This window comes from Burkholderiales bacterium (genome assembly GCA_015075645.1).
In the GTDB taxonomy this organism is placed as follows: Bacteria; Pseudomonadota; Gammaproteobacteria; order Burkholderiales; family Casimicrobiaceae; genus VBCG01.
On the sequence record JABTUF010000005.1, the window covers coordinates 59,416 to 80,363 of the forward strand.

Here is a 20,948-nt window from a genome sequence, read left to right on the forward strand (position 1 = left end):
CGTGACGGGCCGGGAGCCGTGCAATTCTACCGCCGCGCGGCGCCGTGGCATTCGCGATAGCGGAGTCCGCTTCCGCACGGGCACGGGTCGTTGCGCCCGGCGGCGAACGGACGCGCCGCCAGCGCGTCCCGCCGCGTCGCCTCGGCGCGGGTAGCCGCATGCAGCCGCGCCAGGCGATCACGCGCGAACGCCGCGGCGATGCCCTCCGGCAACTCGATCGGCTCGCGCAGGTGAACCCAGGGACCGCGGCCCGTCGCGAGGATGCCCTGGTGCTTGGCGGCGAAACGACGCTGGTAGCGCTCGCGCGCGGCGTCGATGCGTCCCGCCGATCGGTGGACGAGCGGAACGTCGAGCGCCACGGCGAGCGCGTGCGATGCCCGGTGCGCGCGGAACGTGAAATCGGCGTCGTAGCCGTGCCAGCCGTCGAAGGTGTCGGCGTCGAACCCCACCGATGCCGCCACTTCGCGCCGCACGGCGAGGAACACGCCGTCGAGCGCCTGCAGTCCCGCGACCGCGTGCTCGCCGTCGGGCGCATCGGCACCGTAGAAGCAGAAGCGCGCGCCCGTTTCCCCATCGTGGACGATCGCGCCCTGCGCATGCTCGATTCCCGCCTCGGACCAGTCCATGCCGACGCAGCGGCGCGTGCCGGCGACCCCGACTACGTCGAAGCGCGCGAGGTGGCGCGCGAGGCGCGCAGGCAGGCCGGGCGCGTGGAGCACGATGTCGTCGTGGCAGAACACGACCGGATCGCCGCGCGAGCGCGCGAGTCCGCGCGTCCACCCGTCGCAGAGCGAACGAGCGTCGTGGATGCCGACGATCTCGAACGGTTCGCCTCCGGCCGCGGAACCCAGGCTCGCGGAAACCGTCTCGAACTTCGCCGGTTCGATGCTGCAGACGACGAACGAGAGCACGTCGTCATCGTAATGGTGCCCGGGGGAATCGCGAAGGCCTCCCCGGGGGGAGGCCTTCGGGCCACGCGAGGGACCGTCCGCGCGCCCCGGCCGGGCGAGCGAACGCCCGGCACGTGCGCGGACCGGCGCGATCAGCCGACCGTCGTGTCGCCCAGCACGCCGACGGTGATGTGCGCGAGCACGTCGGTGTGCAGTTGCACGGTGATCGGGTGGTCGCCGACCTGCTTCAGCGGGCCGGAGGGCATGCGGATCGCGGCCTTCTCGACCACGATACCGTGCGCCTTCAGCGCGTTGACGATGTCGACGGTACCGACCGAGCCGAACAGGCGGCCGTCCACCCCGGATTTCTGCGTGATCTGGACGGCGAGGCCCTCGAGCTTCGCCGCCGCGGCCTCGGCCGCGGCGAGCTTGTCGGCGGCCGCGCGTTCGAGTTCGGCCCGCTTCTCCTCCAGGAGCTTCACGTTCTCCGGCGTCGCCCGCTTGGCCTTGCCCTGCGGGATCAGGAAGTTGCGCGCGAAGCCGTCCTTGACCTTGACGACGTCGCCCAGGTTGCCGACGTTGGCGACCTTTTCGAGCAGGATGATCTGCATGGTCGTCTCCGGTCAGTGGCGGTCGGTGTACGGCAGGAGCGCGAGGAACTGCGCGCGCTTGATCGCCGTGCCGAGCTGGCGCTGGTAGCGGGCCTTGGTGCCCGTCACGCGCGCCGGCATGATCTTGCCGTTCTCCTGCACGAAGTCCTTGAGGACGTCGATGTCCTTGTAGTCGATCTGCACCACCTTCTCGGCGGTGAAGCGACAGAACTTCTTGCGCTTGAACAGCGCGTTGCCGCGGTCGCGGCGCTTGGCCTTGTTCTTGTCCTTGCCTTTACCCTTGAGCGGACGGGGCATGATCGGTTCCTCGTGCTATGCGTGTGGATCGTGTTCGTGGGGTTCCGGAAGCGGTTCGACCCGGTCGACGTGCAGCGCGAGCGTGATGCCGGTGCGCCAGCGGCGGGCGATGAAGCCCTCGCAGCGCACGGCGCTCCCGATGGCGAGTCCCGCGATCGTCTCGGCGACTGCGCCGAACGCCACCGCCGCGATCTCGCACGACACCTGCCGCCTCCCGCCCGCCTCCGGCTGTTCGGAACGGTGCTCGAGCACCGCGTCGATCGCAGGGAGTCCGGCGGGGGTGTGGCGCAGCGCGTCGCGGGTCGCGAGCCGGGCGTCGATCGCGAGCCGGTTCACCGGCGCGCGCTCGCGCGGACCGGTCACGCCGCGGCCGGGGCCTCCGGCGCCGTCGCGCGTTCGCTGTGCTCGGCCGGCTTGTCGGTCAGCGACCGCGACTTCTCTTCCTTCATCATCGGCGAAGGGGCCACGACGGCCGACTTCATCGCGACGATCAGGTGGCGGAGCACCGCGTCGTTGAATTTGAACGCGTGTTCGAGTTCGGAGAGCGTCTCGCGGTCGCACTCGAGGTTCATCAGCACGTAGTGCGCCTTGTGCATCTTCTGGATCGGGTAGGCCATCTGGCGCCGCCCCCAATCCTCGAGTCGGTGGACGCGGCCGCCGCGGCCGGTCACCATCGTGCGGTAGCGCTCGACCATCGCGGGCACCTGCTCGCTCTGGTCGGGATGCACGATGAAGACGATTTCGTAGTGACGCATGCAGAGGTCTCCTGGTGGGCTGGGGCAGCGCTTCAAGCCCCGTCCCGGTCGTCGACCGGTCCGGGGGCCGCCCGGGAACGGCCTCCCCGTCTGCGGCGGGTGAGGCAGGAAAGCCTTCTATGGTAACCGGTTTCCGGTGCCGGATCAATGGCCTGGAATCTATGGCCGCGGATCCGGCTGCGCCCCGGGCGAGCCCAGCGCGGCGTGGCGCTCGCCCTTCGGCTGCGCCGCGAGCTCGCGCACGCGTGCGTAGAAACGCGCGAGGTCGCCGCCTTCGCTGGCGAGCAGCGCCCGGAAGGCGGGCACGAGCGCCGTGTACAGGCCGACCGACGCGAGGCTCGCGTTGTTGGGCCCCGATCCGTCGTCTCCGGAGAACCAGCGGTCGTAGCCCGCGAGCGCGGGATCGGCCGACCGCGTGCGTTCCCACGCCGCGCGCATCGCGCCGATGATCGCGCGCTTCGCCTCGCGCTTCGCGTCGTCGGAGCGCTCGCTCGCATAGGCGGCCGCGAGCGCGTCGCGCGCCTCGCCGACGAGCGAACGGAACGCGGCGCGCCCGCGCTCGGCGCGTTCGCGTTCCGCGGCGAGCCGCGCGGCCTCGGCGGGCGGGCGCGAGGCGATCCAGCGGTCGAGACCGGCCTCCTCCACCGCCGTCGCGAACGACTCGTTGAACGCGGTGTCGCCCGGCACGTACACGAGTTGGTGCGCGAGCTCGTGGAACACGAGGCGCGCGAGCTCGATGTCCGGAAAGCGGATGAACGAGGAGAGCAGCGGATCGTCGAACCAGCCGAGCGTCGAGTACGCAGGGACGCCGCCCACGTGGACGTCGAAGCCCCGCGAGGCGAGCCTCGCGGCCTCGAAGCGCGCATCCGCCTCGTGGAAGTAGCCGCGGTAGGCGACGCAGCCGACCACCGGAAAGCACCATTCGTGGGCCGCGAGCGAGAGCTCGGGCGCGGCGAACACGTTCCAGACGACGTAGGGCCGATCCAGATCCACGTAGCGGCGGTAGCTTCCGTTGTCGGGAAGGCCGAGCTCGCTCGACGCGAACGCGCGGATCGAACGCGCGAGTTCGAGCCTGTCCTTGAGTCTCGGGTCGGAGGTCGACGCGATCACCTCACCGACCGGCTTCGCCCGGGCGACGAGGTCGAGCTGTCCCGCCGCGCTCTGCCAATAGTATTCGGCGCTGCACCCGCAGAGCGCCAGCGCGGCGACCACCGCGAACGTCGAACGGGCGTCAGGCACCCCGGGGCTTCCCGGCCCGGCCCCTCGTCCCCGACAGGTACGCCGCGAGGCGCGCGATGCCGTCCTCGATCTTCTCGCGCGCGATCGTGTAGGCGAAGCGCACGTGCGATTCGCCGCGGTGCGCGCCGAAGTCGATGCCCGGCGTGATCGCGACGCCTGCGTGCTCGAGCACGTCGCGGCAGAACGCGACGCTGTCGGACGCGAAGCGCGAGATGTCCGCGTAGACGAAGAAGCCGCCGGTGGGCGTCACCGGGATGCCGAAGCCCAGCGCGCGCAGCGCCGGGACGAGCAGGTCGCGGCGTTCGCGGAACGCCTCGCGCCGCGTCTCGAGCAACGCGATCGTCGCCGGGTCGAAGCACGCGAGCGCGGCGCGCTGCGAGAGCGTCGGCGGAGAGATGTAGAGGTTCTGCGCGAGCTTCTCGAGGTCGCGCACGTGGCGCTCGGGCGCGACCAGCCAGCCCAGCCGCCAGCCGGTCATGTTGAAGTACTTCGAGAAGCTCGACAGCGCGAAGATCTCGTCGGAGAGCGCGAGCGCGGAGGGCGGCCGCGCCCCCGGCGCGAGGTCGTGGGACAGTCCGAGGTAGATTTCGTCGACGACGAGCCTGCGGCCGCGGTCGGCGACGGTCGCGGCGATGCGCGCGAGTTCGTCGTGCGCGATCGTCGTCCCGGTCGGGTTCGACGGCGACGCCACGAGGACCGCCCGCGTGCGCGGCGACCAGCGCCTCGCCACGAGGTCCGCGGTGAGCTGGTAGCGCGTGTCCGCGCCGACCGGGATGCCGACCGGCTCGCCTTCGAGCGTGCGGACGAAGCTGCGGCTGCACGGATAGCCGGGATCGGCCATCAGCACCTCGTCGTCGCGGTTCACCAGGAGCGCCATCGCCAGGAGGAGCGCGGCCGACGAACCCGCGGTCACGACCACGCGTTCGCTCGACACGTCGACGCCGTAGTGCTCGCCGTAGTGGCGCGCGATCGCGGCGCGGAGTTCGGGCAGTCCCAGCGCGGAGGTGTAGTAGATGCCCCCGTCGTCGAGCGCCTCGCGCGCCGCGTCGAGCACCGGCGCGGGCGTCGGGAAGTCGGGCTCGCCGATCTCCATGTGGACGACACTCTGTCCGGCAGCCTCGAGCGCGCGCGCGGCCGTCTGCACCTCCATGACCTGGAACGGCGCGATGTCGGCGACACGGGCGGCGAGGCGGGTGCGAATGTCCATCGGTCGAATGGCCGAAGGCGGCGGCGGATGCGTCCTCCTATCGTACCTCCATCGCAACCGCCCGCCGTCCCGGCCCGTCCGATGTCAGTGGCCATCACGCTCGCCGTCGCCCTGGCGCTCCTCGCCCCGTTCGCCGCGGCACCGACCGACGCGTTCGCCGCCGTGCACAAATGCGCGAGCGAACGCGGCGCCGTCGTCTACCAGGATCGGCCCTGCGGCGCGCCGCCGATCGACGGGTCGGTCCTGTCCGATGCCCCGCTGTCGGTGCTGCCCGCGCCGTCGCGGCGCACGATCCAGCGCGAGGTCCCCGTCCGTCCGCCGAAGGCCGAGCGAGCGCGCAAGCCCGACCCTCCGCGCCTCGGCGATCCCGCCGCGCGTCGCCACCTGCGCATCGGCATGAGCGAGGGCGAGGTGCTCGCGCGCGTCGGCCCGCCGGACTTCACCACCGGCAAGGGTCGGCGGTCGGCGCGCTGGACCTGGATGCCCGCGCCCGCCGACCCCGACACGGTCACCGCGGTGCTGTTCGACACCGGGCGCGTCGTCGAGGTCGAGCGCACGGTGGTCAAACGATGAGGCCGGGTCGTCGCGCGCGATCTGATATCGTCGCTCGTCCCCCGCGAGCAGATCTCCATGCGCGTCGTCGTCCAGCGGGTCCTCGAAGCGAGCGTCACCGTCGACGGCCGGATCACCGGCGCGATCGGGCGCGGGCTCCTCGTGCTCGCGGGAGCGGCCCCCGACGACACGACGGAGGACCGCGACTGGCTCGCGCGCAAGATCGTGCAGATGCGCGTGTTCGACGACGATGCCGGAGTGATGAACCGGTCGGTCGCCGAGGTCGGCGGCGGCATCCTCGCCGTCTCGCAGTTCACGCTCTACGCATCGACGCGCAAGGGGAACCGACCCTCGTGGTCCGGCGCGGCGCCGCCGGAGGTCGCCCGCCCGATGTTCGATGCGTTCGTCGCTTCGCTCGCCCGCGAACTCGGGCGCGGCGTGCCCACCGGCGTGTTCGGCGCGGAGATGCGCGTCGCGCTCGTCAACGACGGACCGGTGACGATCGCGATCGACAGCCGGGCGCGGGAGTAACCCGCCGTCACCGGGACCGGGCCCGTCGCTCGAGCGCCCACTGATACGCGAAGCCGCAGGCGTTGGCGATCTGCCAGACGGCCAGGAGCGGCACCACCCGCAGGACCTCGCGCAACGGCATGGCATCGAAGGCCCGCCGAAACGCGCGCGCATGCATGACGACGTTGGCCAGGCGCAGCGGGGGCTCGGAAGGCGCCCGTTTCGCGTGGAAGCGGAACGCGCCCCGCCCATAGCCGAAGTTCTGGCGCCAAAAGGTCGCCACCGTGAGGTCGTGGCGATGCTCGACCACGGCATCGGGCACCAGCGCGATCGGACGCGTGTCGGCGGTCCAGCGGTGGCAGAACTCGCGGTCCTCGGCGGTCCGGAAGCGCTCGTCGAAACCGCCCATCGCGCGAAAATGGTCCGCGGACAGCGCGAGGTTGTTCGAGGTCAGGAAACGCAAGGCGCTGCCGGACGCGAACAGGTGGAGCATGATCGCCTCGACGATCGCCTCGCTCGCGACCGAGCAGCGGTTGCCGGCGAGTCCGTTCACGACCCGCCCCCCGAGGAGCGCTCGTGGCGAGCACGCCGCCGCCTCGGCCATCGCTCGAAGCCAGCCCGCCTCCGGCGCGCAGTCGTCGTCGGTGAACGCGAGCATGTCGCCCATGGCCGCTCGGGCGCCGGCGTTCCGCGCCGCCGACGGCCCCCGGTTCGGCTGCGCGAGCACGCGAACGCGCAGGCCGGGCCGAGGAAGATTGCCGGGAAGGCCGACCGGCGGATCGCTGCCGTCGTCGACGACCACGATCTCGTAGCGCTCCACCGGATAGTCGAGCGACGCGAGCGCTCGCAGGCACGCCGCGAGTTCCACCGGCCGGTTGAAGGTCGGCACGATCACCGAGAACCGTGGCATCGTCGCCGGCTCGTCCGGCATGGCGGTCACTCCCCGCTGACCGTGTCGCTGCGGCCGGTTCGCGCCGACCGTTCGCTTCGCGCGCCGCCTGCCCGGCGAGGCCGACGGCGGACATCCGCTCGGCCCCGAAGCGGTCGGCCGTCGCGACGACGACCGACCCTCCGCGCTCGCCCTACCCCGCGAGCAGGCTCCGCAGCATCCACGCGTTCTTCTCGTGGATCTGCATGCGCTGCGTCAGCAGATCGGCGGTCGGCTCGTCGTGGGCCGCGTCGACCGCCGGGAAGACCTTGCGCGCCGTGCGCACGACGGCCTCGTTCCCTTCGCACAGGAGCCGCACCATCTCCTCGGCCGGCGGCTGGCCCGGCGTCTCCTCGATCGACGCGAGCTTCACGTACTCGGCGTAGGTGCCGGGCGCCGGGTGGCCGAGGGCGCGGATGCGTTCGGCGATCGCGTCGTTGGCGATCCACAGTTCGTTGTACTGGGTCTCGAACATCAGGTGCAGCGTGTTGAACATCGGACCGGTGACGTTCCAGTGGAAATTGTGCGTCTTGAGGTAGAGCGTGTAGTTGTCCGCGAGGAGCTTGGAGAGTCCCGCGACGATCTTCGCCCGGTCCTTCGCCGCGATGCCGGTGTCCACCTGGGGAGCCCCGGCCGGATGCCGGAAGCGCAACTTGCCTGCTTTCGCCATGATCGTCTCCGTCATGATGTCGCGTTCCCCGTATCCGGGCACGCCTCGAAGCCTCCACTGTACCGGCGGGACGCGGGGAGCGTCCAATCGGCCTTCGCTATCGCATCGATAACCGCGCTCTCGCGCCTCCGGCGCGATCAGGCGCCGCCGCGCGTCGGCGACCGATCACCGTCGCCCACGATCTTCGCCACTTCGCGCGCGTCGCTCTCGAGGTGGTCGCGCAGAAACGCGCGATCGGCCGCGTCGAGCCGCTTTCCTGCGGCGAGCTTCGCGAGGATTCCGGGGTGGTAGAACCGCAGGGCCGCCGACAGCATGAACACCTCGTCGGTCAGGTCCGCCGTCGTCGACGGCGACAGGATGTCGTCGATGTTGTCGGAACCCAGCCGCACGTGCACGCCCGCGGTCAGGAGTTCGAGGATGCGCGGGATGCTGTTGTACGTCGGCGTCATGACCGGCCTGAGCTGGCGCATGCCGATGGCCGCCGACGGGCAGCTGATGACGCCGATGTTGCACTCGAGGAGGCCCTCGACGAGCCGCCCGAAGCGCCCGTCGTCGTAGGTCGATGGCGAGATCATGTGCACCGCCCACACCATCGGTTCGCCGTCGGGCGAGCGCGGAGCGCCGTAGCGGCGCACCGCGTCGACCAGTTGCTCGGTGCCGTCCTCGCGCGGCTCATTGCGCTGGTCGGTATGCACGTGGATCATCTTGCCGAGGTCGCGGCCCAGTTCGAGGATCCGGCGCAGGTGCTCGCCGAAGCCGATGTGGCCGGGATAGTCGGCGATGTCGTCGGCCTCCGGCAGGCAACCGATGAAATCGGCGCGCCGGGCCCCTTCGACCATCACCTCCCAGCGCTCGGGCTCGTCGTCCCGGAAGCCGAACGGCGAGTAGGCGCCCAACCGGAAGTCGATCTCCCGCTCCCGCGCGCGCTTGACGCCGGCGAGCGTTTCCAGCGCCGACAATGCGACCCGATCCGCGGTGCAGTCCACCATCGTGTCGGCGCGAACGGTGTGGACGGCGACCATCTCGTCGAGCGCCTCGTTGACCCGGCGGGCGAGGTCGTCCCGCTCGAATGCGGGGCCGGCGTGGATGTCGTGGATGACGCTGTGCTTCTCGTGCAGCGACTTGTAGGAGACTTCGAGGATGCGGAAGCCGACGTGCGCGAGGTAGCGTTCGTCGAGCGTGCCGGCGCGGTCCAGGTGCAGGTGCGCATTGAACATCCCGCCCTGCTGGCGGATCGCCTCGCGCAGCCTGGAATAGAAGACGGACATGCTGGTGTTCCGGGGTTCGTCGAGCCGGTGTCCTGCTCGCGCAGCGCGGTTCAGGCCCCCGCGGCGCCGGACGGTGCAGCATTGTAGTCGGTCTCCGCGCCCGCGCCGACGACCCCGATCGGCACGAACAGGAGCTTCGAACCGCGTGCGTTGAAGGTCGCCACGCCTTCGTCGACGAGGTCGAAGGCGATCTGGTAGCGTCCCGGGTCAACCGGGGCCGTCGCCTCGAGGATCAGCCGGACGCTGTCTCCGGGCCGCAATCCGCGCGGCAGCGGCGTCCAGCCGTCGAGCCAGGCGATTTCGTTGCGTGCGTCGTCGAACCAGCGGTCGACCAGGGCGATGCCGCTCTGCTCGAATGCCTGCCAGGGAACCGGACTGTCGTTGGTCACCTCGACCTCGACCCGGAACTTCGCGCCTGCGATCGTCGAGGGCGGAACCCGGGCGGCAAGGCGTACCCGGCAGGCTTCCGGACGCAGCATCTGCAGGCCGCCGGATCCGGGTTCGACCGGCCGAGGCGCGCGTGCGAGTTCCGCGATGCGCCGCCGCAGCGTGTCGGTGAGCACCTGCACGTTGGGCTCGACGAAGAAGTCGCCGTGCGCGCCGCTCACGAGGTCGAACGACACCGGTCCCGAATAGAACTTCCGCCAGCCAATCTCCGGGCGGCGAAACTGCAGGTACGGATTGCGGTCGCTCTCACGGCCGAACATCAGCGCGACCGGGCCCGGATAACGCTGGCGGACGAACTTCTCGTGCAGGATCAGCAGCGTCGGCGCCCGGCCCCGGGCCGCGAGGGAACGCGCGATGTCGAACGCGATGCGCGCCGCCTGGCAGTTGCCTCCGACGACGAGCGGGCCCCCGGGGCGCAGCGCGGCGATCTCGTCCGCGTAGCGGCCCGCCAGCGACGCGATGTTCGCCGGGGTCTTCTCCATTACCCGGTTGCCGCTGCGCATGCCGTAGACCGGCTGGGTCGGTCCCAGGTAGCGCGCGAGCTGCGAGAGTTCGTGTTCGCGCTGCAGGCACCAGAACAGCGGCGTGCCCGCCCCCGCGACGTTCCTGCCGATGACGAGCGAATCCGGCGAGGCCCGTTCGCCGGCCCAGGATGCGATATAGCCGCGGATGCGATCGAGGATCGCCGGCAGGTCTCCCGGTCCACCCGCGGTTCCCGTGTCGGGTACGGTCCGCGCCTGCGATGCATGCGCCTCCAGCGTTCGCGCCATCGCGGCGACCGTCGAGAGTTCGGCCAGCACGCTCATGGGCAGGCGGTGTCCGAGTTCGCGCTCCAGTTCGACGACGAGTTGCGCAGAGAGCAGCGAGTGTCCGCCGAGGTCCTGGAACCGGTCGTCGACGCCCACTTCGGTGTCGAGCCACAGCACACGCTGCCACACCGCGGCGAGCCGACGCTCCAGCGGCGTCCGGGGCGCGACGTACGGCGTCCCGGCGCGGTTCCGCCGCGCCGGCGGGTCGGGCAGCGCCGCGCGGTCGATGCCGCCATCGGGCATTAGCGGCATGCGGTCGACGGTCACGAGCGCTGTCGGCACGAGCCACGCCGGCAAGGCGCTTCGCAGGAATGCGCGCACGTCCTCCAGTCGCGGAACGTCGTGCTCGTTCAGCACCATCCACGCGATCGTTCCGGCATGACCCGCGCGCCGCCCGACCACGGCCCGGTCGATCTGGCGGTGCGACCGGAGGCGCGCCTCGACGGCGCTCGGGCCGGGCACCGAGGCAGGCAACGCGCCGATCGCGCGGTGCGGATCGTCGAGCACCGCGCCGAGCAGGCGCTCGAGGTCGCGCAGCAGCGCGGCGATCGTCGCGTCGTCGAACTGGTCGGCGTCGTATTCGACGATCCCGCCGACCCCGCCGTCGCGCAGACCCTCCGCATACAGCGCGAGGTCGAAGTCCGAACCGGCCTTCCGCACGTCGACGGGCGTCGCCTCGACGCCCCCGAGCTCGAGCGTGCGCGTCGACGCGTCCTGGAAGCTCAGGAGTGCGCGGGTCAGCGGCACCTGGACGGTCTCGGGCAGCGTGGCGAGTCGTTCCAGCGGCACCTGCTGATGTTCGAACGCCTCGAGCACCGTGCTGCGGACGCGCGCGACCAGGGCGTGGAACGCGGGATCGCCCGTGGCGTCGACCCTGAGTGGAACGATCGTGTTGAGGTAGCCGACGAGCCCCTCGAACGCGACGCGATCGCGCGAGGCGAACGGCGCGCAGACCACGATGTCCTCCTGGCCGGTGCGACCGTGGAGGAGCGCGGCCAGGGCCGCGAGCAGCACCGCGAACGGACTCGACTGCTCCTGCCGCGCATAGGCGCGCAGCGATTTGGCGAGCGCGAGCGGCAACTCGAAGGCGAGGCTGCGCGCGCCACGCGACGCGATGTCGGGTCGCGTCCGGTCGCGCGGAAGCTCGAGCGCCTCGACGCCGCGCAACCGCGCGCGCCAGGTCGCGAGCCCGCGCGACTCGGCGGCGGCGGCTTCCGCGTGCTGCCATGCGGCGAAGTCGGAGTACCGTGCCGGCAAGGGCGCGAACGCCGGAGGGCGCCCCGCCGTTCGGGCGCGGTAGGCGTCCGCGAGTTCGGCGAGGTAGATCGGCTTCGACCGGCCGTCGAAGGCGATGTGGTGCATCACGAGCACCAGCACGTGGTCGTCGGCGCCCGCCTTCAGGAGCCGGGCGCGCCACGGGCGGTCGACCGCGAGATCGAAGGGCGCGCGCACGTCGTCGCGGATCTCGCGCCGGATCGCTTCGTCGAGCGCTCCGCCGCCGGCGTGTCGCGTGCCGAGATCGACGATCGGGAGGACGAAGGGCCGGGGGGCGCCGATGACGGATGTCAGGGCGCCGCCGACGTCCAGGAACGTCGTGCGCAGCGGCTCGTGGCGACGTTCGAGGTCCGCGAGCGCCGCTTCGAGGGCGGAAACGTCGAGCGGCCCCTTGAGCCGGAATGCCGTGGGCACGTGGTACGCGGAACCGTTCGCTTTCGCCTCGGCGAGCGCCCACAGCCGGCGCTGGCCCGGAGAGGGCCCCGGTTCCCCGCCTGCCTCGCCCTCCGCGGGCGCCGAGGGTCCGCGAAGATGGGCGACGAGTTCCGGCTTGCGCCTCGCGAGTTCCGCGCGCAGTTCCGCGGTGATCGCGGAACCGGGGGCGTCGACCCGCAGCCTGTCCCCGTCGAGGTCGAGCCGGATGTCGAGCCGGTGGAGTTCGGCGAGGAATGCGCCGAGATCGGTCACAGTTCGAATCCGATGCGACCGTCGCGCGACGCGGTCTCCTCGTAGCCGAGCGACGCCGCGACGTCCCAGGCGGCACCCGACAGGAAGTCGTCGTGGTACTCGCGTTTCCACAGGTCGGCCACCGATGCGTCGATCGTGCGGTGCTCGTGGAACTTCATGTCGCCGATCATGCGCGACTCGGGGCGGACGCCGTCCGTCATCCGCGCGCGCCGGTCGGCGTGCGGCTCGAGCATCGCGGGGTCGAACGGCACGCCCACGAACTCGCACAGCGCGCGGCTCGCGCGGCCTGGATCGGCGACCAGGTCCTCGAATCGCAACCTGAGCTGCCGTCCGCTCGGCACGCCCGCGAGGAACGCGGCGATGTTCTGGTTCAGGACCGTCCACAGCATCTCGGGAAACAGGTGGCCCGGCCAGGGGTTGGGCGTGCGCTCCGCCTCGGCGGTCCCAACCAGGCGCGGATACCACAGGGTCGCGAGCTTCGCCTCCTCGAAGCTCCGGATCACGCCGTAGGGATGGCGGACGAGGTGGATGTAGAGGGCGTCCTCGAACAACGCCTCGGCACGCTCCAGCGTGTCGAGGCGATGGGCGTAATACGGAGTCTTGTCGACGAGCAGGCGCCCGCCGAGCTCGCGCTGGATCGTCCCGTAGTACTCGTGCACCGGCGTTCGCGCCGCCTCGAGACGCGCCATCGCGGCCTCGGCCTCCTCAGGCGGTATCCCTCGCATCTGCATCAATGCGCGCGTGTTGCCCTCGAGCTGGAACCGCTGCGATCCCGAGAACCACGCCTTGCGGTCGGCGAGCGTGTCGAAGGGTAGCAGGTAGAGCTCCGGCGGCGCGAACAGCGCCCGGTTGCCGCCGAGCATGGCACGCACGAGCGTCGACCCCGAGCGCGGCGACGACAGCACGAACACGGCCTGCGGATTGCGTTTGGGGGGCAACGGCGCTTCGCCGAGCGTCTTCGCGATCGCGCGCCGAAAGCGGCGCAACGCATCGGGATCCACCGCACGCCGCGCGGGTCCGGATGACGGCACCGCCGCGCCGGTCATCTTCGCCACGAGCTCCGGATGGTGGGCCGAGAGATAGCTCTCGAGGCGTGCGAGCGTCGGTGCGTCGAAGACCGCCGTCACGTAGACCGTCTCGTGCCACTGGTGCTGGATCTGGTTGACGAAGCTCGCCGCCTTGAGCGAGTCGCCGCCCAATGCGAAGAAGTCGTCGTCGAGGCCCACGCGCTCGACGCCGAGCGTGGCCTCCCAGAGTCGCGCGAGTTCGGCGGCGAACGGCGTGCGCGGCGCCACGTACGCGGCGCGAGGCGCCTCGGCCGTCGCGTCCCGGAGCCCGAGCGTCTCGGCGAGGCGGTTGCGCTGCAGCTTTCCGCCCGCGGTCTTCGGAATCGCCTGCAGGAAGTGCACGACGCGCGGCACCTTGAAATACGCGAGCCGGGAGCCGACGTGCTCGGTCAGCGCCGTCTTCGACACATTGGAACCCGGCTTCAGCACGACGACCGTCGCCACCTCCTCGCCGAGCGAGGGATGCGGGATCGCGAACGTGGCCGCCTCGGCGACCGCCGGATGCGACAGCAGCACTTCGTCGACTTCGCGCGGAGAGATCTTCTCGCCTCCGCGGTTGATGATCTCCTTGATGCGCCCGGTGAGATAGAGGAAGCCGTCGGCGTCGAGCGTCCCCTCGTCCCCGGTCCGGAACCAGTCGCCAAACCAGCTCGCGGCGTTCGTCGCCTCGTCGTCGGCGTAACCGCGCATGACGCTCCGGCCGCGCACGACCACCTCCCCGCGCTGCCCGGTCGGCACCGGGACGCCGCGTTCGTCGACCACGGCGACTTCCGGGCCGGCGGCCACCCCGACCGAGCCAGGCTTTCGCATGCCGGACGGGAACGGATTGCTCGCGATCACCCCGGCGGTCTCGGTCATCCCGTAGATCTCGACGACCGGCGCCCCGAAGGCGCCCTGGACTTCCTTGAGCAGGTCGACAGGCAGGGCAGCCGACACCGACCGGATGAAACGCAACGGCCGACGCGCGATGGCATCGCGATGTTCCGGCGCGGCATCGACGAGTTCCCGGAGCATCGTCGGGACGGCCTGCGTCCACGTCGGCCGCGCGACTTCGAGCCCGAGGAAGAACTCCGGCACGGAGAACCCGGACGTGCATACGACCGTGCCACCCGCCATGAGGGGCGCCATCAGCACGTCGACGATGCCTCCGATGTGGAACATGGGCAGCACGTGCAGGCAGCGATCCGACGACGTGAGCGCGACCGACGCGATCATCGCCTCGGCCGAGGCGACGAGGTTCGACTGCGTGAGCGGCACCTTCTTCGGCCGCGCCGTGGTGCCCGACGTGTGCAACCAAAGCGCCACGTCGTCGGCATGGACCCGACCGCGACCCGTCGCGGATCCCCCTGTCGTCGGGAACGAAAGCCGGAAAGCGCCCGTCGACGCAGCATCGGCGTGCAGGTCCGCGACCGCGACCCCCGTCGCCCGGGCGACGTCGCGCGCCGCCGGCGCACGGCCCGCCGGCAGGATCACCAGCCGCGGCTTGAGGCTCGCGAAGTGGAACTCCAGCTCGGCGCGCCGGTATTCGGGATTGAGGGGCGCCGCCTGCGCGCATGCCGACACCGCGAGGCACGCGGTGGCGAGTTCGCTCGCGTGCGGCAGCACGACCGCGACGACGTCGCCGCGGCCGATGCCGGCGGCGCTCAGCGCGCCGATCGTCGCATCGATGATCTCGACGAGCTTTCCGAAGGTGAGCGGCGGCTTGCCGGGGCTCTCGAGCGCGTGCGCGCCAGGGCGCTCCACGGCGTGACGGGCAATGCGCGCGTAGACGGTATCGGGAGGCGTCGGCATGGGGAATCAGGGGCGTTGCGGCCCGGCCGGTTGGGCAGCCCGAAGCGCAACCGGAACGCGCTTCGCCGGCAGAAACAGGCGAGCCGGCCGCCGGGCTTTGGGCCGAGCGCCAGGATCGGCGGGGGCCATCGCGCCCATTGTAATGCCCGGGACCGATCTACAGGCGGTAGGTCCGCTTGGCGAGCGCATACGCCAGTTCGGGCGCGAGCGCGCGGGCCTCGTCGATGTCCAACCGGTGCTCCGCCACCAGCGTCGCGAGGAAGCGGCAATCGATGCGGCGCGCGACATCGTGGCGCGCGGGGATCGACAGGAACGCGCGCGTGTCGTCGTTGAAACCGACCGTGTTGGCGAAGCCCGCGGTTTCGGTCGTCTGCTCGCGGAACCGCAACATCCCTTCGGGACTGTCGTGGAACCACCAGGCGGGACCGAGGCGCAGCGCCGGATAGTGACCGGCGAGCGGCGCGAGTTCGCGCGCGTAAGAGGTCTCGTCGAGCGTGAACAGGATGATCGTAAGGCCGCGCTCGTTGCCGACGCGATCGAGGAGCGGCTTCAACGCGTGCACGTAGTCGGTGCGGGTCGGGATGTCGGCGCCCTTGTCGCGGCCGAACGAGGCGAGGAGCGAGGGGTTGTGGTTGCGGAAGCTGCCGGGATGGATCTGCATGACGAGACCGTCGTCGACGCTCATCTTCGCCATCTCGGTCAGCATCTGCGCGCGGAACGACTCGGCCTCCTCCGCCGTCGCGTGCCCGGCGAGCGCGCGGTCGAGCAGGCGCTGGCATTCGCCGGGGCCGAGATCGGCAGTGCGCGCGGTCGGGTGGCCGTGGTCGGTCGAGGTGGCACCCATCGAGGCGAAGAACGCGCGGCGCGCACGGTGCGCGGCGAGGTAGCCTCGCCACGTCGCCGTATCTTCGCGCGTCAGCGCGCCGAAGGAGAGGACGTGGTCGCGGAAGCCTTCGAACTCGGGATCGACGACCGGATCCGGACGGTAGGCGGTCACGACGCGGCCGTTCCAGCCGCTCGCGCGAATCTTCGCGTGTTGCGCGAGTTGGTCGAGCGGGCTCTCGGTGGTCGCGAGCACCTCGATGCGGAAGCGCTCGAACAGCGCGCGCGGTCGGAACGCGGGCGTCGCGAGCGCTTCGTTGATGCGGTCGAAGATCGCGTCCGCGTTCGCCGGTTCGAGCCGCTCGCGGATGCCGAACACCTCGTGGAACGCGTGGTCGAGCCACAGTCGCGTGGGCGTTCCGCGAAAGAGCGGGAAGTGGGCGGCGAAGGTGCGCCAGATCTTCCGCGCGTCGGTCTCGACCGGGCCGCCGTCGCGGCGCGGGATGCCGAGCGCCTCCAGCGCGACGCCCTGGCTGTAGAGCATCCGGAACACGTAGTGGTCGGGCGTGATGAAGAGCGCGCTCGCGTCGGCGAACGGCAGGTCGTCCGCGAACCACGCCGGGTCGGTGTGGCCGTGCGGGCTCACGATCGGCAGGTCCTTCACCGACGCGTAGAGGTCGCGGGCGATCGCGCGCACCGCGGGATCGGCGGGGAACAGGCGGTCGGGATGCGGCGCGAGCGGGTGCATGGCGGCGGTCAGTGGGTGAGATGCTCGGAGACGGTCGCGGCCACGCCGCGGCGCAGCAGCGAATCGAGATGGCGCGTCACCGCGGCAGTGAAGACCGGCTGCTCCGGCAGGTCGGAGCCGAAGATCGGCGTGAGGCCGAGGAACCCGGTGGCGAGCCGTCCGGCATCATCGCCCGCGGACGACGCGATCGCAGCGAAGCGCGCGGACATCGGGTCGGCCACCTCGATGGCTCCTCCCCGTTCGTCACGGCCGCTCGCGTAACGCATCCAACCGGCGACCGACAGCGACAGATGGCGGATCGAGCCGCCGGCGGCGAGCCGGTCGCGCACCGTACCGAGCAGTCGTTGCGGCAGTTTCTGCGATCCGTCCATCGCGACCTGCGCGGTCTTGTGCGGCAGCGCCGGGTTGCTGAATCGCTCGACGAGCGTGGCAGAGTAGCGCGCGAGGTCGGTGCCCGGCGGCGTGGCGAGCGTCGGCACGATCTCCTCGGCCATCTGACGCGCGATCAGCCGCCCGAGCGCGGGGTCGCCCGCCGCCTGCGCGATCGTCGCGTGGCCGGCGAGGAATCCGAGGTAGGCGAGCGTCGAGTGGCTGCCGTTCAATAGGCGCAGCTTCATCGTCTCGAACGGGGCGACGTCATGCACGACCTGTGCGCCCGCCTCCTCCCACTTCGGCCGCGCCGCCACGAAGCGCTCCTCGATCACCCACTGCCGGAACGGCTCCGCGACGACCGGCGCTGCGTCGTGCACACCCAGCCGCCGCTCGACATCGGCGACGTCCGCGCCGGTCGTCGCCGGAACGATCCGGTCGACCATCGTGCACGGGAACGCGGCGTGCGACGCGATCCATTCGGCGAGTCCGGGCGCGCGCGCGCGGGCGAAGGTCCCGACCAGTTCCTCGACGGCACGGCCGTTGTGCGGGAGGTTGTCGCAGCAGACGACGTTGAGCGCGCCTGCGCCGGTGCGTCGGCGCTCGTCGAGCGCCGCGACGAGGAAACCGACCGCCGACACGGGCGCGCCGGGGTGCTCGAGATCGTGGCGGATGTCCGGGTGCCCGAGGTCGAGCCTGCCGGTCGCCGGATCGTGGCAGTAGCCCTTCTCGGTCACGGTCAGCGTGACCACGCGCACCCGCGGATCGGCCATCCGGCGCACCAGCGCGGCGGGATCGGCGGGCGCGAACATCGTCTCGCGCAGCGCGCCGATGACCCGGAGGCGGCTGCCATGGCGATCGCGTTCGCAGACCGTGTAGAGCCCTTGCTGCGCGGCGAGCGGAGCGATCGCCCGGGGCGTCTTCATCGAGACGCCGCAGATGCCCCAGTTCGGGTCGCGGGCGGCGAGGTCGTCGGCGTAGACGGCGGCGTGCGCACGCGCGAACGCGCCGAGTCCCAGGTGGACGATGCCGACGGCGAGTCCTGCGGGATCGCAATTCGGCCGCGCGATCTCCGCGGGAAGGCGCCCGAGCGCGGCGAGCGCGAGCCGCGCCGGGTCAGGCATGCTGCGGATGCTCCTTCACGCGCGAGACGAGTTGCGTCGGGTTGACGAACCGCAGCGCGATCAGGAGCCACACCAGCGTGACGGCCATGTAGACCATGGCCATCGCGTCGACCGACTGCGGCGCGCGCACCCCGGCCGCGAACACGGCGTAGTAGAGCGCGACGACGAGCGTCTGCGAATCGCCGCCGGCGGTGAGGAACGTGAGCTCGAACAGCGCGATCGTGCGCACGAGGACGAGGAGCGAGGCGGCCAGCACGCCGGGGCCGAGCAGCGGGAGCAGCACGTGCCAGAACATGCGCGCGGTGCTCGCGCCGAAGACCCGCGCCGCGTTCTCGAGGTTGGCGTCGATCTGCTCGACGAACGGCGTCATCACGAGGATCACGAACGGCGCCGCCGGAATCAGGTTCGCGAGGATCACGCCCCAGATCGTCCCGCCGAGGTGCGCCTGGTAGAGCACGGTCGCGAGCGGGATGCCGTAGGTGATCGGCGGGACCATCAGCGGCAGCAGGAAGAGCAGCATCAGCGCCTGCTTGCCGCGAAAGTCGCGCCGCGCGAGCGTGTAGGCGGCCGGCACGCCGATGACGAGCGAGAGCAGCACCACCGCCAGCACGACCTCGATCGTCACCCACAGGACGCTGCCGAGCTGGAACTCCTTCCACGCCGCGGCGTACCAGCCCACGGTCCAGCCCTCCGGCAGCCAGGTGCCGAGCCAGCGCTTCGCGAAGGAACTCGTCGCGACCGCGGCGATCATGAGCCCGATGTTGACGACGAAGAGCGTCATCAATCCGAGCAGGAGCGAGCGCCAGACCCGCTCGGCGAGGCTTCCGGCGTTCATCCCTTGCCTCCGGACACCGGGCCACGGTAGAAGGCGCGGCGCAGCCCCAGCACCGCCGCGACGATCACGAGCTGCACGAAGCCCATGATCATCGCGATCGCGGAGGCGAGCGAATAGTCGTACTGCTCGAACGCCGCCTCGTAGGCCGCGATCGAGATGACGCGCGTCGGCCCGGCGGGCGAACCCAGCAGCACGGCGGACGGGAACACCGAGAACGCCTGCACGAACGCGAGGCAGAAGCACATGGCGAGGCCGGGCGCGAGCAACGGGAGGTAGATGTGCCGGAACTGCGCCTTCGGGTCCGCGCCGAGCGTCGCGGCGGCCCGGGCCAGCACCGGATCGATGCCGGTGATGTAGGACAGGATCAGCAAGAACGCGAACGGGAAGCCCGAGATCACGAGCGAGATCAGCACGCCCCAGTAGTTGTGCGTGAGCCGGATCGGCCCGTCGTAGAGGTGCGTGAACTGCAGGAAGTGCGACAGCCAGCCCTTCGGACCGAAGTAGAGCAGCATCCCTTCGGCGATCAGCACCGTGCCGAGCGTGATCGGCACGACGAGGATCGTGGTCACCGCGCGCTGGTAGCGCGTCTTCACCCGCATCTTGAACGCGATCGGCAGCGCGAGCCCGACGTTGATGAGCGTCGCGGGCAGCGCGAGCTTCAGCGTGATGCCGATCGTCGGCCAGAGGTTGTCGGTGGTGAAGAAGTGGACGTAGTTCCAGAGGAGCCCGCCCTCCTTCGGCTGGAACGACAGTACGAGGCCGTAGAGGAACGGGTAGACGAACAGGATCAGCATGAACGCCGCCGCCGGCACGACGAGGAGCAGCGTGCGGTCGAACGCGGGGCGCGCGTAGGCGTCGGCGGAGGTCGCCATCGTCGCTCGCTCAATCCGGGCGGTAGACCAGCACGCGCTCGGGAGGCACCTGCACGCGCAGCGTGTCGCCGCGGCGGCAGGTCACCGGCCCGCGCACGTGAAGCACGGCGCCGGACGCCGTGACGACGTCGAGCAGCGCATCGCGCCCCGAGTACTCGACGTTGTCGATCCGCCCCTCGATCGTGTTCGCCCCTTCGCCGACGCCGACGATGAACTCCTCCGGTCGGATCGCCACCGCCGCGCGGCGGCCCTCGATCGGCTGCATCGCGACGCCGGTGAGCGCGATCCCGGGCCCGGCGAGCGACACCCGGCCGCCCTCCTGCCCGGTCACCTCGAGATCGAGCACGTTGCGGTAGCCCATGAAGCGCGCGACCGCGAGGTTGGCGGGCTCACCGTACACCTCGGGCGGAGGCGCGATCTGCTGCACCGCGCCGTCCTTCATCACCACGATGCGGTCGGCGAGCGACAGCGCCTCGTCCTGGTCGTGCGTCACGTAGATCGTCGCGCGGTCGAGTTCGCGGTGGATGCGGCGGATCTCGGCGCGCGTCTCGATGCGGAGCTTCGCGTCGAGATTCGACAGCGGCTCGTCCATCAGGATCAGCGGCGGCTCGATCACGATCGCGCGCGCGATCGCCACGCGCTGCTGCTGGCCGCCCGAGAGCTGCCCGGGGAGCTTGTGGCCCTGCCCGACGAGTTGCACCAGCGCGAGCGCGCGCTCGACGCGCGGTGCGATCTCCGCCGCGGGCACACCTTGCATTCTCAATCCGAAACCGACGTTGCGCTCGACGCTCATGTGCGGGAAGAGCGCGTAGTTCTGGAACACCATGCCGAAGCCGCGCTTCTCCGGCGGCAGCGTGTCGAGGCGCTGGTCGTCGAGCCAGATGCTGCCGCCCGAGAGCCCGAGCAGCCCCGCGATGCAGTTGAGCGCGGTCGACTTGCCGCAGCCCGAGGGTCCGAGGAGCGCGATGAACTCGCCCCGCTTCACCGTGAGCGTGAGTTCGTCGAGCGCGTTGAACGCCTTGCCGCCGGCGCCCGCGAACCGCCGCGTGACCCGGTCGAGCTTGAGTTCGCTGAAATCGTGTTTCATCGGCATCACCGGTCTTGGCGTGCGACCACGATCATGCCGCCCGGTTGCGCTCCTGGGCAACAGGCGTGTCCGCACGCATCGCCACGAC

Annotated in this window: 19 protein-coding genes and 1 pseudogene; 2 read left to right on the forward strand and 18 right to left on the reverse strand. The window is 71.1% G+C overall.

The features are described 5' to 3' along the window. Positions 1-26 precede the first annotated feature (26 nt). From HS109_13545 to HS109_13580, 8 genes and pseudogenes are all read right to left on the reverse strand, one after another. A complete protein-coding gene (locus HS109_13545) occupies positions 27-359 on the reverse strand; it encodes an SEC-C domain-containing protein (protein MBE7523393.1) in 333 nt (110 codons plus the stop codon). After that, positions 282-1,046, reverse strand: a pseudogene (locus HS109_13550) (hypothetical protein). Before HS109_13550 ends, HS109_13545 begins: the two are co-directional and overlap by 78 nt. Next, on the reverse strand, positions 1,043-1,501 hold the full coding sequence (locus HS109_13555; protein MBE7523394.1) for a 50S ribosomal protein L9: 459 nt from the start codon (positions 1,499-1,501) through the stop codon (positions 1,043-1,045). The pseudogene HS109_13550 and the gene HS109_13555 overlap by 4 nt, the downstream one beginning before the upstream one ends. Positions 1,502-1,513: 12 nt before the next feature. Then, entirely contained in the window at positions 1,514-1,798 is a 285-nt protein-coding gene (locus HS109_13560) for a 30S ribosomal protein S18 (GenBank protein MBE7523395.1), read from the reverse strand. A gap of 15 nt (positions 1,799-1,813) precedes the next feature. Then, the gene (priB, locus tag HS109_13565) at positions 1,814-2,134 is read right to left on the reverse strand and encodes a primosomal replication protein N (protein MBE7523396.1); all 321 of its coding nucleotides are present in this window, start codon (positions 2,132-2,134) and stop codon (positions 1,814-1,816) included. Positions 2,135-2,157: 23 nt separating this feature from the next. After that, complete coding sequence (gene rpsF / locus HS109_13570) at positions 2,158-2,553, reverse strand: 30S ribosomal protein S6 (GenBank protein ID MBE7523397.1); 396 nt, start codon at positions 2,551-2,553, stop codon at positions 2,158-2,160. Between the two features lie 159 nt (positions 2,554-2,712). Then, positions 2,713-3,792, reverse strand: a complete 1,080-nt coding sequence (locus HS109_13575) for an aminopeptidase (GenBank protein MBE7523398.1) — start codon at positions 3,790-3,792, stop codon at positions 2,713-2,715. Further along, positions 3,785-4,993 carry a pyridoxal phosphate-dependent aminotransferase gene (locus tag HS109_13580; GenBank protein MBE7523399.1) on the reverse strand — a complete coding sequence of 403 codons (1,209 nt, stop codon included), beginning with the start codon at positions 4,991-4,993 and terminating at the stop codon, positions 3,785-3,787. Before HS109_13580 ends, HS109_13575 begins: the two co-directional genes overlap by 8 nt. 87 nt (positions 4,994-5,080) lie before the next feature. Between HS109_13580 and HS109_13585 the strand changes: the two genes are divergently transcribed. Then, the gene (locus tag HS109_13585; GenBank protein MBE7523400.1) at positions 5,081-5,572 is read left to right on the forward strand and encodes a hypothetical protein; all 492 of its coding nucleotides are present in this window, start codon (positions 5,081-5,083) and stop codon (positions 5,570-5,572) included. 57 nt (positions 5,573-5,629) lie between these two features. Next, positions 5,630-6,082 (forward strand): D-tyrosyl-tRNA(Tyr) deacylase, encoded by a 453-nt coding sequence (locus tag HS109_13590; protein ID MBE7523401.1) that lies wholly within the window; start codon positions 5,630-5,632, stop codon positions 6,080-6,082. 7 nt (positions 6,083-6,089) lie between these two features. Here HS109_13590 and HS109_13595 read toward each other — a convergent pair whose 3' ends face one another. The 10 genes from HS109_13595 to HS109_13640 form a co-directional block, all read right to left on the reverse strand. Continuing rightward, on the reverse strand, positions 6,090-6,992 hold the full coding sequence (locus HS109_13595) for a glycosyltransferase (GenBank protein ID MBE7523402.1): 903 nt from the start codon (positions 6,990-6,992) through the stop codon (positions 6,090-6,092). Positions 6,993-7,143: 151 nt separating this feature from the next. After that, positions 7,144-7,659: a DNA starvation/stationary phase protection protein gene (locus HS109_13600; GenBank protein MBE7523403.1), complete on the reverse strand. Its 516-nt coding sequence runs from the start codon at positions 7,657-7,659 to the stop codon at positions 7,144-7,146. A gap of 137 nt (positions 7,660-7,796) precedes the next feature. Continuing rightward, on the reverse strand, positions 7,797-8,927 hold the full coding sequence (locus HS109_13605; GenBank protein ID MBE7523404.1) for a hypothetical protein: 1,131 nt from the start codon (positions 8,925-8,927) through the stop codon (positions 7,797-7,799). A 50-nt stretch (positions 8,928-8,977) separates the two neighbouring features. Then, positions 8,978-12,145, reverse strand: coding sequence for a hypothetical protein (locus HS109_13610; protein MBE7523405.1), 3,168 nt, complete (start codon positions 12,143-12,145; stop codon positions 8,978-8,980). After that, entirely contained in the window at positions 12,142-15,003 is a 2,862-nt protein-coding gene (locus HS109_13615; protein MBE7523406.1) for an AMP-binding protein, read from the reverse strand. Before HS109_13615 ends, HS109_13610 begins: the two co-directional genes overlap by 4 nt. A 157-nt stretch (positions 15,004-15,160) precedes the next feature. Beyond that, on the reverse strand, positions 15,161-16,573 hold the full coding sequence (gene uxaC, locus HS109_13620; protein ID MBE7523407.1) for a glucuronate isomerase: 1,413 nt from the start codon (positions 16,571-16,573) through the stop codon (positions 15,161-15,163). 8 nt (positions 16,574-16,581) lie between these two features. Then, entirely contained in the window at positions 16,582-18,066 is a 1,485-nt protein-coding gene (locus HS109_13625; protein MBE7523408.1) for a mannitol dehydrogenase family protein, read from the reverse strand. Then, positions 18,059-18,901: an ABC transporter permease subunit gene (locus tag HS109_13630; GenBank protein MBE7523409.1), complete on the reverse strand. Its 843-nt coding sequence runs from the start codon at positions 18,899-18,901 to the stop codon at positions 18,059-18,061. Before HS109_13630 ends, HS109_13625 begins: the two co-directional genes overlap by 8 nt. Beyond that, positions 18,898-19,773: a sugar ABC transporter permease gene (locus HS109_13635; GenBank protein MBE7523410.1), complete on the reverse strand. Its 876-nt coding sequence runs from the start codon at positions 19,771-19,773 to the stop codon at positions 18,898-18,900. Before HS109_13635 ends, HS109_13630 begins: the two co-directional genes overlap by 4 nt. A 10-nt stretch (positions 19,774-19,783) precedes the next feature. Continuing rightward, the gene (locus HS109_13640; protein ID MBE7523411.1) at positions 19,784-20,860 is read right to left on the reverse strand and encodes an ABC transporter ATP-binding protein; all 1,077 of its coding nucleotides are present in this window, start codon (positions 20,858-20,860) and stop codon (positions 19,784-19,786) included. Positions 20,861-20,948: the final 88 nt, after the last annotated feature.